The 10,812-nt window shown below is 68.9% G+C and carries 9 protein-coding genes and 2 pseudogenes; 4 read left to right on the top strand and 7 right to left on the bottom strand.

What is annotated here, in order from left to right; genetic code table 11:
- Positions 1-126 precede the first annotated feature (126 nt).
- Entirely contained in the window at positions 127-1,578 is a 1,452-nt protein-coding gene (locus AB0M29_RS28835) for an RICIN domain-containing protein (RefSeq protein WP_365387769.1), read from the bottom strand.
- Positions 1,579-2,143: 565 nt separating this feature from the next.
- Between AB0M29_RS28835 and AB0M29_RS28830 the strand changes: the two genes are divergently transcribed.
- Positions 2,144-4,264 (top strand): ricin-type beta-trefoil lectin domain protein, encoded by a 2,121-nt coding sequence (locus tag AB0M29_RS28830; protein ID WP_365387777.1) that lies wholly within the window; start codon positions 2,144-2,146, stop codon positions 4,262-4,264.
- Positions 4,265-4,665: 401 nt separating this feature from the next.
- Positions 4,666-6,096, top strand: coding sequence for a glycosyl hydrolase family 28 protein (locus tag AB0M29_RS28825; protein ID WP_365387766.1), 1,431 nt, complete (start codon positions 4,666-4,668; stop codon positions 6,094-6,096).
- A 107-nt stretch (positions 6,097-6,203) separates the two neighbouring features.
- Here the strand turns inward: AB0M29_RS28825 and AB0M29_RS28820 are convergent, their stop codons facing one another.
- The 5 genes and pseudogenes from AB0M29_RS28820 to AB0M29_RS28800 all read right to left on the bottom strand — a co-directional run.
- A complete protein-coding gene (locus AB0M29_RS28820; protein WP_365387764.1) occupies positions 6,204-6,629 on the bottom strand; it encodes a hypothetical protein in 426 nt (141 codons plus the stop codon).
- The gene (locus AB0M29_RS28815; RefSeq protein WP_365387761.1) at positions 6,613-7,101 is read right to left on the bottom strand and encodes an RNA polymerase sigma factor; all 489 of its coding nucleotides are present in this window, start codon (positions 7,099-7,101) and stop codon (positions 6,613-6,615) included. The genes AB0M29_RS28820 and AB0M29_RS28815 overlap by 17 nt, the downstream gene beginning before the upstream one ends.
- 103 nt (positions 7,102-7,204) lie before the next feature.
- Positions 7,205-7,816: a class F sortase gene (locus AB0M29_RS28810; RefSeq protein ID WP_365387758.1), complete on the bottom strand. Its 612-nt coding sequence runs from the start codon at positions 7,814-7,816 to the stop codon at positions 7,205-7,207.
- Positions 7,813-8,172, bottom strand: a complete 360-nt coding sequence (locus AB0M29_RS28805) for a sortase-dependent protein (RefSeq protein WP_365387756.1) — start codon at positions 8,170-8,172, stop codon at positions 7,813-7,815. Before AB0M29_RS28805 ends, AB0M29_RS28810 begins: the two co-directional genes overlap by 4 nt.
- A 398-nt stretch (positions 8,173-8,570) precedes the next feature.
- Positions 8,571-8,797 (bottom strand): annotated as a pseudogene (locus AB0M29_RS28800) (transposase); the annotation flags it as partial.
- A gap of 124 nt (positions 8,798-8,921) precedes the next feature.
- Here AB0M29_RS28800 and AB0M29_RS28795 point away from each other — a divergent pair.
- A pseudogene (locus AB0M29_RS28795) lies at positions 8,922-9,344 on the top strand (ABC transporter substrate-binding protein); the annotation flags it as partial.
- A 297-nt stretch (positions 9,345-9,641) separates the two neighbouring features.
- Positions 9,642-9,920: a hypothetical protein gene (locus tag AB0M29_RS28790; RefSeq protein ID WP_365387753.1), complete on the top strand. Its 279-nt coding sequence runs from the start codon at positions 9,642-9,644 to the stop codon at positions 9,918-9,920.
- Positions 9,921-10,101: 181 nt separating this feature from the next.
- Here the strand turns inward: AB0M29_RS28790 and AB0M29_RS28785 are convergent, their stop codons facing one another.
- On the bottom strand, positions 10,102-10,767 hold the full coding sequence (locus tag AB0M29_RS28785; RefSeq protein WP_365387775.1) for a TetR/AcrR family transcriptional regulator: 666 nt from the start codon (positions 10,765-10,767) through the stop codon (positions 10,102-10,104).
- Between the last annotated feature and the right edge of the window lie 45 nt (positions 10,768-10,812).

The raw sequence follows: 10,812 nt of genomic DNA, 5'->3' as shown, positions 1-10,812 counted from the left end.
CCTCTCCCCCCCCCCCCACAGCGCCCTCCGGCCCCCCCCCCCCGGCGGCCGCCCGCCCCATCACCGGGGCGGCGCCCGCCCCGGGGGGGCCCCGCGGCTCCCCCCCGCCGCTCTCCACCGCCTTCGTCACTGCGTCGCGAAGGCCTGGTTGGTGCCGGCCGCGGCGGACTTGCAGGTCCACTGCTCGAACTGGATGCCGTACGTGGTGGAGTTACCGGTCATGTCCAGGCACAGGCCGCTCTTGTTGTTCTTGAACTGCCACGTGCCGTCGGACAGGGCGATCGGCTGCCACAGGCTGTTGGAGGTGCCGTTCTGCGTGTATTGGATCACCTGTGCGCCCGCGGACGTCGAGGCGCCCAGCACCGCCAGGTCCGAGCCGCTGTTCTGGTTCTGCAGCTCGCCGTACCCGCCCGAGACCGGGTTGAACCGGAACTCCTGGTTGGCCTGACCCGACCCACACCCCCACTGGATCACCGCAGCACCATTGCTCACGCTCGCACCGGAGACATCCACACACAACTTGCTGTTCTGCACGACCAACTGGTGGTACCCACCCGGGAAACTCCCGCCACTGGACGAACCCCCAGTGAACGGCTGGAAGGCCGAAGTGAAGGCGCCGGCGTTCTGGCTCACGCCGCTGCACGTCGACGACGCGGTGGCCTGGCCCGCGCATCCGCCGTTGTCGCGACCCTCCGACCAGAAGGAGAGCTCGGCGATGCCCTCGGCCATCGCGTGGGACTCGACGGTGGACGCGTCGGACAAGGTGAAGATCTCGCCCGCGCTGTCGTTCTGCCCGATCATCGGCGTCACACCCAGCATCGCGTAGCCCTGGGCCAGGCTCTTGCCGTATGCCGAGGCGACCTGGCTCGCGGCGGCGTCCATTGCCTGGTTGGCGGCGCTTCCCATCTCGGTACCGGAGGTGCCGTAGTCCATCGCCATGACGTTGACGACGTTCGGGGTGAAGCCCGCGCTCTTGCCGCTGTTGAGCACGTACTGGCCGTCAGAGCTGAGACCGGTGGGGAACGCCGGCAGCGTATACGAGATCGACAGTGAGCGTCCTGCCCCCGCCGCCCACGAGCGCACCTGAGCGAGTGCCTGGTTGGTGCGGTCGACGTCGACGTGGTTGCTCAGCGCGACCGCCTCGATGTCGAAGTCGATGTGGGTGAGGTCGAACGTGGTCACCACGTTCTCGATCTGCGCCGCGGCGGCGCCGGCCGACGAGCAGGTGTTGCCCAGGTCGGTGCCACCGTTGTCGGTGGTCCAGCCGCCGAAGGAGATCGACACATCGCCGCCGGCAGCGCGCAGGTTGGCGATCTGTGTCTGCCAGCTGGAGGTGTTGTACATCGACCAGGAACAGTTCGCACCGTCGACGAACGCCAACGTGAAGAACTTGTCGCCGTAGTTGCTCGCGACCGTCGTCAGAGTCGTGTTGCTCAACCCGGCGTCCACGTACGGCGCCATGACGTGCGCGGGCCAGGAAGTGGCTGCGGATGCCGGCGCAGCGGTGGCGACGCCGAGGCCGACGGCACCGAACGCCAGGACGGCGGAAGAGGAGATCAGACGTGCAGCTCGGGGCATGAGGCATCGCCTTCCAAGGGGGGTCCGGACCGGGAATCCACGGCGGTCACGCCGGTGTGTCAACCCGTCCCGGTGATGCGCGGGGCCCCAGAATTGGCCTACACCAATCGATGTGTCAATGGTCTAGACCGACATTTATTAACAATAAGCCTAACTATCCACCACTGCACACCTGCACCGCCAGCCGCGGCACCTTCGCCCCCGCGCGCCAGTGACCTGTGGCGGCCAGGCCAAGATGTCCGCCCCCGTGTACGCGAACACCCCGCACCCACCGTGGGGCTGCGGGGGCGACCGGAGCACACCCCTGTCGGGGATCGTCTCCGACCGCCCCGACGCCGGGCGTTGAGGAATGGTCGGATGTGTTTTGTTCTTGACAGGTTGCCATCATGCGGCCACATTGGCCTACGCCATTTGAGAGCGCTCTCCGGAGTGGCCGTACTGCCACGACGCCCTCGCTCCGCTGCGATCACCGGTGCCAACAGCTGTGTCACGGAGGACTGCGATGACAAAGATGCATCCAGCGACACCAGGGCGTCATTGGTCGGTCCTCGCGCCGTTGATCGCTGTGGCCCTGCTGCTGGCCGCCGCGCTCATCGCGGTCCCGCTCACCGCGGCGCCGACGGCACGCGCCCAGGACAACGGCCTGGCCCAGAAGCCCCCGCAGGGCTGGAGCAGTTGGAGCTTCCTGCGCAGGAACCCCACGGCCTCAGCGTTCGAGGCCCAGGCCGCGGCGATGAAGAACAGCGGTCTGAGCGAGCTCGGTTACTCCTACGTCAACCTCGACGACTTCTGGTACCAGTGTCCTGGCGGCCAGGGCCCGAACGTCGACGCCTACGGGCGGTGGGTGACCGACACCTCCCGTTTCCCGGCCTCCGGCTCCACCGACGGCATCCAGGCCGTCGCGGACTACGTGCACTCTCTCGGCTTGAAGTTCGGCCTCTACGTCACGCCGGGCATCTCCCACCAGGCCGTCGCCCGCAACACGCAGATCCTGGGCACGAGTTACCACGCCGCGGACATCGCCACCAGCGCGAACGAGCGCAACTACAACTGCGGCGGCATGGTCGGCATCGACTATGCCAAACCGGGCGCGCAGCCCTTCGTCAACTCCTGGGCGAACCAGTTCGCGGGGTGGGGCGTGGACTACGTGAAGATCGACGGCGTCGGCGCCGACGACATCGGGGACGTACAGGCGTGGTCCCAGGCCTTGCGGCAGACCGGACGCCCGATCCACCTCGAACTCTCCAACCAGCTGGCCCAGTCGCAGGCCGCCACCTGGGCGCAGTACGCCAACGGCTGGCGCACCGGCGACGACGTCGAGTGCTACTGCGGCGCGAACAGCAGCAGCTTCCCGCTCACCGACTGGAACCACATCAAGCTCCGCTTCGACCAGGCTGCCTCCTGGCAGCCCTACGGCCGGCCCGGCGGCTGGAACGACTACGACTCCATCGAGGTCGGCAACGGCTCCAACGACGGCCTGACCGCACCCGAGCGGCAGACCCAGCTCAGCCTGTGGTCGCTGGCCGCTTCCCCGCTGCTGCTGGGTACCGACCTCACCGCGCTGGACCCAACCGATATGGGCTACCTCAAGAACTCCTCGGTGCTGGCCGTCGACCAGGACGGTGTCGACGCCGTACGCATCAGCGCAACCGCGACCAGCCAGGTCTTCGCCAAACGGGAGGCCAGCGGCGCGTTCGTCATCGGCCTGTTCAACACCGACACCTCGGCCGCCCACAACGTGAGCGCCGACCTTCTGCAACTGGGGCTGTACGGCAGTGTCGGCCTCACCGACCTGTGGACGGGCGCCTCGCTCGGCTCGCCCAGCGGCAGCTACACCGCCGCGAGTGTGCCACCCGGCGGCGTCGCCCTGATCCGCGCCGTCCCGACCGCGGGCACCGGCGGCACCGCCGCGCTGACCGGCGCCGCCTCCGGCAAGTGCCTTGACGTGTACGACAACCAGACCGCGCCCGGCACGAAGGTCGAGCTGTGGGGCTGCAACGGTGGGGCCAACCAGCAGTGGACCCCCACCTCGGCGGGCGAGCTGCGGGCAAACGGCGCCACCGAGTGCCTCGACGTCGTCGGCCGGGCGACCACCGATGGCACAGCTGTCGATCTGTGGCCCTGCCACGGCGGGGCCAACCAGAAATGGTCGGTCCGCTCCGATGGCACCGTCCGCGCCACCCAGTCGGATCTGTGCCTGGACACCGCCGGGTCCGGGACGTCGGACGGCACCGCCATCGCCGTGCGCACCTGCAACGGCCAGTCCTCCCAGCACTGGTCGGGCCCGCCCGTCAGCACGACCGCGGTCTACGAGGCCGAGTCCGCGGCGAACACCGACACCGGCGGTGCGGGACCGGCGGACTGCGCCGACTGCTCGGGCGGCCGGAAGGTCGGCTTCGTGGGCTCGGGCGGCACCCTCGCCTTCAACGGAGTCCAGGCCGTGACCACCGGCAGCCACCAGATCGTCGTCGCCTACTGCGACGGTGACACCACCACCGGGCGGCAGGCGTACGTGTCGGTCAACGGCGCCGCACCCCAACTGGTGTCCTTCCGGCCGACCCCCGGCTGGACCACCCCCGGCTACGCCACCGTCAGCGTGCAACTGTCCGCGGGGACCAACCAGATCACCTTCTCCAACCCCACCGCGTACGCACCGGACATCGACCGGATCGACGTCGTCGGCTGACGCGGGTCGTGCGGGCCGCCGCTGACGCCCGGGCGTGCCGTCGTCCCCGGCAGCGGGACCGGTGCGGCGCTTGAATCGTCCATCGACCACCGGTCCCCACACCAGTGGTCCGGCCGGAAGGACAAGGACTTCAGATGACGCGAACGACTGGGACGGCGCGAGGGACCCGCACGACCAGCCTGGTGTGGCCGTCGCGGTCTACGGCGCCGGCCGCCCGGGCTCGGGGCCGCGGCACGACCCGTCTCCTGGCCTCGACGTTGGCCGGCCTCCTCCTGGGTGTCGCGGCGCTCCTGGGAATCCCTCATACCGCCCAGGCCGCTTCGGCGCCCGTGGGGGCGTATCCGGTCGCGTCGATCTATCCAGCCTCGACGGACTACACGCTCACCGTCAACGGAACGTCCGTGCCCGTCACCAAGTACACCGGGTACGACATCGCGCAGTTCGCCCTGGGGACGGGCACCGCCACCATGGCGGTGACCAAGACCAACAACACCGGCATCGGCTCGTACAGCATCAGTCCGCAGAAGCTGGGCATCACCGGATCTGTCAGCGGCTCGACGCTGACCTTCACCGTGCAGAAGGACGCGTACCTGATCGTCAAGCTCGACGGCCGCCCCAACCTGGTCATCGCGGCCGACCCTGCGGAGTCCGACCGGCCGGCGTCCGGCGGGACGGGGATCTTCAACGTGCAGAGCCCGCCCTACTCGGCCCAGCCGAACACCGGCGCCTACACGACCACCGCCTTCCAGAACGCTCTCAACGACGCCGCCGCGTACGGATCAGCGAACAGAACCCAGGGCATCGCCTACGTGCCGGCCGGCGTCTACACGCTGGGCAATCTCTTTCTGCGCAGCAACCTCGCCTTGTATCTCGCCCCCGGCGCGGTGCTCCGCTACACGGGTGACCGCAGCCACTACGTGGTGACCGGGCACAAGACCTCGCAGGGACGGGACCTCACCTGGTTCCTCTCCACCCGGTACTCCTCGTCGAACATCAAGATCTACGGTCGGGGCATCATCGACGGAAACGGCCAGGCCGCACTCGCACCTTCCAACCTCGGTGTGAACCTCCTGGCCCCCGTCTACACCAACGGATTCACGGTGGACGGCATCACCTTCCGTGAGTCGAGCAGTTGGGCGGTCATTCCCCTGCGGTCGTCCAACATGACCTTCCGCAACATCAAGATGTTCAACAGGTTCGACATGGGCGAGAACGACGGCATCGACGTCATGGAATCCACACACGTCACCGTCACCCACGCGATCGGCATCGGGCTCGACGACCCCTTCAGCGCCAAGACCTGGGGCGATGTCACCGACCTCTACAGCTCCGTCCCCGGCACCGCTCGCCCGCTCGGTGACGTGACCTTCGACGACCTGCTCTCGTGGACCTACTGCTACGGCGTCAAGGTGGGCCAGGGCGTCGTCCAGCCACAGGACGGCGTCACCTTCCGGCACGTCGTCGTCTACGACGCCGCCGTGGGCATCGGCGTCCACCACAAGTACGGAACGGCCAGCGCGACGAACCTCACGTTCGACGACATCGACATCGAGCGCCTGGACTTCACCAACGACGGCAACCGCACCTGGCTGGCCATGATGACCGGAGACACCCAGGGTGTCGGCCCGGTCACCGGCGTCACGGTCTCCAACGTCCGGGTCCGCAACGCCGGCACGACCGCCGCCCGTATCAACGGCCTTCCCGGCGCCCCCATTTCGGGGGTCACCCTGAGCCACATCGTGATGCCCGGGAGCACCACCGGGGCGACCACCCTCGGGCAGATGAATCTCACCAACCTCTCGGATAACGGTCCCATCACCATCAAGCAATAGGCGAACACACGCAGCGCAGCCCGGGCAGGAGCATGCCAGCCCACGGCCGACGTCGTGCGATGGGCGGCACAACGCGCCGACGCACGGCGGGCACTGGCGCTCGTGGGTTATGGGCGGATGGGTGTGGGCGTCGGGCGGGTTCCGTTCGGCGCCGTCGATGGTTTGGCGGCTTGCGTGGCCGGAGTCATCGTCTTGGTGGGGGTGGGGGTGGGGCGGGGGCTGACGGGTTCGGGTGACGCCGGTGCGGTGTGTACGGCTGGAGTGCTGCTCGCCGGCGGCGGCGCGAGGGGGACGGTCGGGGATGCGGGGGCTTGGGCCGACTTCAGGTGGACCGGCAGCGCGATGATCGCGGCGACGGCGCACGACACGCCGATCCCGGCTGCCGTACGCAGCAGTCGACGGCGAGCTGCCCTGCGGCGGAGCGTTGAGTATCTGCCGTCGGGTGCGCTGGCGTATTCGGGGGTGGGGCGCAGGAGGACGGTGAGGGGGTCGTCGGGGTCGAAGCCCGGATCGTTGTCAGGGTGTGCGATCAAGGCTTCTCCTCAGGTGGGCGCGCAGCAGTTCGCGGGCTGTGTGGAGGTCGGACATGACCGTTCCTTCCTTGCGCCCGGTCAGCAGGGACACCTCACGGATGGGCATGTCAGCGTAGTAGTAGAGCAGGATCGGGACGCGTAGTCGTTCGGGCAGCGACTGCACGAGCATCCGTACGGTCGGGTCGGGCTGTTCGGTCTGCGGGCGGCCGACGGTTTCGGCGGTGACACGGCGGATCGTTTTCCGTTCGCGCTCCTGCTTGCGCCAGTGGTCCCGGACGAGGTTGGCCGCGGTGACGAAGAGGAAGCCCTGGGGCTCGGTCACGGTTGTCCAGCGCGCCCAGAGCCGGGTGAACGCCTCCGAGGCGATCTCGTGCGCCGTCTCGTCGTCGACGAGACGGCGGCACCAGCCGGCGAGGCGCGGGTAGACGGCGGCGAACAGTTCGGACGCTGCCTTCTCGCGGGACCCTTTCAATGCTCTCCATAGTCGTGTCTGCACGCGCAGAACTGGTGGGGACAGATCCCGGGCCGCCGGCGTACGCCCGTCGGCCCGGGATCCGGCAGTGGTCGACGACCGGTCAGGGCGTTGTCGCGCTCAGTGTGGCGAAGACGATCACGTTGTCGAGGTATCCGTCACCTGTACGAGGGCCACCGCATGTGATGAGCCGCAGTTCAGGACGGTCGACGCTCCCGTAGACCGAGTCGGTCGGGAAGTGTGCCTTGGTGACCGTACGTACCGCGTTGACGGTGAAGACCGCCGCTGTTCCGTTCTCCAGGCGCGCCACGATCCGGTCGTCCCGGTGCAGCTGCGCGAGGTGGCGGAAGACCCCGTTCCCGTAGCGGCCGACTGTGACGTGGGCGAGGATGACCGCAGGGCCGATCTGGCCCGGCGTCGGCGAGTACCGGTACCAACCTGCCTGGTCGTGCGCGCTGACCGGGGGGACCTGCACGCTGCCGTCCGGGGCCAGCCCCAGTTGCATGACCGGGGTGTCGACCCCGATGGCCGGGATCTGCAACCTCACCGGGACCGAACGCCCCAGGGCAGATGCCGCCTTCGCGGAGGGCCGCACGGACGGTGCCGTGCTCCGGGTGGGTGCGGCCGTGGCTTGTCCGGCCCGGTGGCCGCCGCAACTCACCAGCGACAGTGCGATGACGGCGGTGGCCAATGCGCGCCTGGAGGGCCAGGTCATGCCTGGGCCGACCGCCTGCGACGTACGACGAAGAACGCCGCGCCGCCGACGGCGATCACCGCGGCAGCGCTTCCGCCGATCAGCCCGCCACCGGCTCCGGCCTTCTCCGCCCGCGGCGCTACGCCGGTGTCCGGCGCTCCCTTCGGTACGACGGCGACCCCGCCCTTCACCGGGGTGGGGACCGGTGACGCCGCACGGGCCGTTGCACTCGTCGGAGTCGGGACCGGTGACGCCGCCTGGGCCGATGTGCTCGTCGGAGTCGGGGTCGGGGCCGCTCCGTCCGCGAACGCAGGCACGGTGCCCGCCAATACAGCTGTGCACGCCAGTGCCATGACGCTGGGGATGATTCGGCGCATGCTGCGCTCTCCTTCTTCGCTCCGCCCGCGCACTTGCTCAGCGGGCTCGGGGGCTTCGTGGTGGATCGAAGGAAGAGACGGGGCCGCGGACGAGCGGATTGTAAAGGAATGGCAAATCAGGGGCAGGCTGTCCGGCGGCTTGGCGACGACGTGCAAACGCTCCTGGCTGTGGATGGCCCGAGGGCAGGCTTCAGGAGCCGCCGCGGGCCGCCACCACCTTGGTGCGCGTGGGGCCAAAGTTGGCCCTCCCAGGCGGCGGACCGACAGTTCGTCATGGTGCCGCTGACGGCGGCCAGCAGGGTTCAGGCGCTGAGGGTGCCATAGCGGGCGGGGGCCCCGTTGCTATCAGCAGTGCACCAAACATGATCAGGCCCCCTCCGGACACGCCATGCCGCTATCCCCTCAGCGCGCTTGCGGTCGTAGTACGCCCGTGACGCTGGACACGAGCGCAGACTGGCCATGGAGGAGAGGTAGAAAGCCAGCAGGAGACTGCGGTGGTAGCGGCGGGGTCCGGCGCATGTTGCCGCTGACGCGGCCGGAGTCACGCGGTACCGGGGGGACCCGCGAACGCGGCCAGCAGGTCGGCAGTCCCGAAGACTTCCAGATCGCCGCCTGTGGCGGCGACGGTAGGGGGCCTGGGGGACGTTGGCGTACTGTGACAGCCCGCCGTTGCAGGCGTTGGCGTCCCGGGTCCTCTCCCAGAAGGCCACAGCTCTACTTCAACCAGGTCAACACCTGCCGGCGGCGTCTGCGGCCGGCAGGTCAAGCTCCTGGTCCGCGACCACGGCTACGACGTGCAGCACGCCGTCACCGGATACACCCAGATCCAGCCGCAGATCGCGGCGATGGCCCAACTGCTCGGCTCCGGCCAGACATCCGCGCTTCTCGACTCCATCGAGCGCGACAAGCTGCTGCCCTTCGTCGGCGGCGACTCCGCCTCCCTGCTCGGTCAGCCGCACGTGCAGCTGGTCGGCTCCCCGTACGGCATCGAGATGGTCAACGGCGGGCCCTTCCTCGGCACCGCCGCCCACCTCAAGCCCCGGGACAGGGTCGGCATGGTCTACCAGGCCGGCGACTACGGCGGCAATGCCCTCACCGGAGCCCGCTACGCCGCCAAGAGGCCGGGATCGAAATCGTCGAACAGACCATCAAGCGCACCGACACCGACATGACCGCCGCCGTGACCGCCCTGCACGCCGCCGGCGTCAAGACCATCCTGTTCAGCGGCACCCCCGCACAGACAGAAGAGGGCGTCCCGACATCGAGGCCCAGGTCCTGCGCCATGCCCAGAGCAGCGACGAGCTGTGGTCGGAGTGGGAGATGCGAGGCACCGCCCCGACCGGGGCGACGGTCGTGCTGCGTGGCCCGGGGGTGCTGACCACCCACGACGGACGGATCGCACGGGCCTCCTGCGGCAGGCCAAAGCCTCCCACCCGGTCGACGCCGTCGGCGGCATCTTCGTCACGGCGATGCACAACGAGGAGATGGGCGACTACCGGATCGAGAACCACGTCGTGGCCTTCACCGAGAACCGGGTCATCGCCTGGGTGCCCCGCCGACCCGGCCAGCGCCCGGCTGGTGACCGCTTCACCTGGAAGCTCACCCCGATCGACGACGTCCACACCGAGGTGACCCAGACCTACGACTGGGCGGCGGTCACCCACCCGGCAGAAGTGCCTCGCCTGCCGGTCGTCTCCGCCGAAGAACTCGACGCGTCGTTGACCCGCCTGGCCGCGGCGGTGGCGTAAGGCCGCCGAAGGACCCGGGCGCAGTCCCTTTACCGCATTCCGGTGTGGGGGTCGCACCCTCGTGTGGTCCCGTGACGGGCGCCCGCCCCTGACGAGCGCACGGGCGGGTGGGCAGGTGAGAGACGCTCGGACGATCGGCCCTCGGGCATTCGAAACAGCCCGAGCATGCCTGATGACCAAGTCAGCGCCGGGGTAGCGCGCCCAGGAGCGTTGCGGTCAGGGCCAGCTTCAAGGAATCCTTCAGCTCCAAGTGGAAGCGGGCCAGGTCGGGCTCGGCCTGGTAGACCGCCTGCAGGCTGGGTGGGGGGGTGCTGTACGCCGACAGCGCGCCGGCCATGACCATGGTTTGCAGGCTGAACAGTGTTGCGTTTTCGCCCAGCTCCGGCAGGTACTTCAGGATCAGGGCGGTCATGGTTGTCAGGCGGTCCAGGGAGGCGCGCTTGTAGCGGGCTACGACCTCGATGGAGACGTTGCGTTCCAGGACGCTGCCCTGTGCGCCGAAGAGGTCGCACAGCACCACGCGGCTGGAGAGTGAGCGACTGACGATCTCGGCCACCCCTGCCGCTCGTTCGGCCATGGGCGAATTTTCGTCGATGCCGGCCGCCAACTCGTCTGCCAGTTCCGTCAGCCACTCCTGCAGGAAGTGGTCCAGCAGTTCCAGCAGCACCGCCTCGCGAGACTCGAAGTAGCGCAGCACGTTCGGCTTCGCCAGGCCTACCCGACGGCTGAGCTCGTTCAGGGTGACCGCCGCCACAGGCATCTCGTCGAGCATCGCCGACGCCGTGTCCAGGATCGCCCGTCGACGCATCTCCCGCTGCTCTTCGGTTCGCGCCCGCTGGAAAGTCACGATCACCAGCCTAACTTAGGTACCTGCGGTACGTTGACAACGTAC

Source organism: Streptomyces sp. NPDC051976, assembly GCF_040680795.1.
In the GTDB taxonomy this organism is placed as follows: domain Bacteria; phylum Actinomycetota; class Actinomycetes; order Streptomycetales; family Streptomycetaceae; genus Actinacidiphila.
This window is presented reverse-complemented; position numbering and strand designations above follow the sequence as displayed.

Excerpts from the sequence above, each read along its gene's own strand:
- AB0M29_RS28835 (WP_365387769.1), bottom strand. The coding sequence starts at position 1,578 with ATGCCCCGAGCTGCACGTCTGATCTCCTCTTCCGCCGTCCTGGCGTTC.
- AB0M29_RS28810 (WP_365387758.1), bottom strand. The coding sequence starts at position 7,816 with ATGACCTGGCCCTCCAGGCGCGCATTGGCCACCGCCGTCATCGCACTG.
- AB0M29_RS28805 (WP_365387756.1), bottom strand. The coding sequence starts at position 8,172 with ATGCGCCGAATCATCCCCAGCGTCATGGCACTGGCGTGCACAGCTGTA.
- AB0M29_RS28790 (WP_365387753.1), top strand. The coding sequence starts at position 9,642 with ATGCACAACGAGGAGATGGGCGACTACCGGATCGAGAACCACGTCGTG.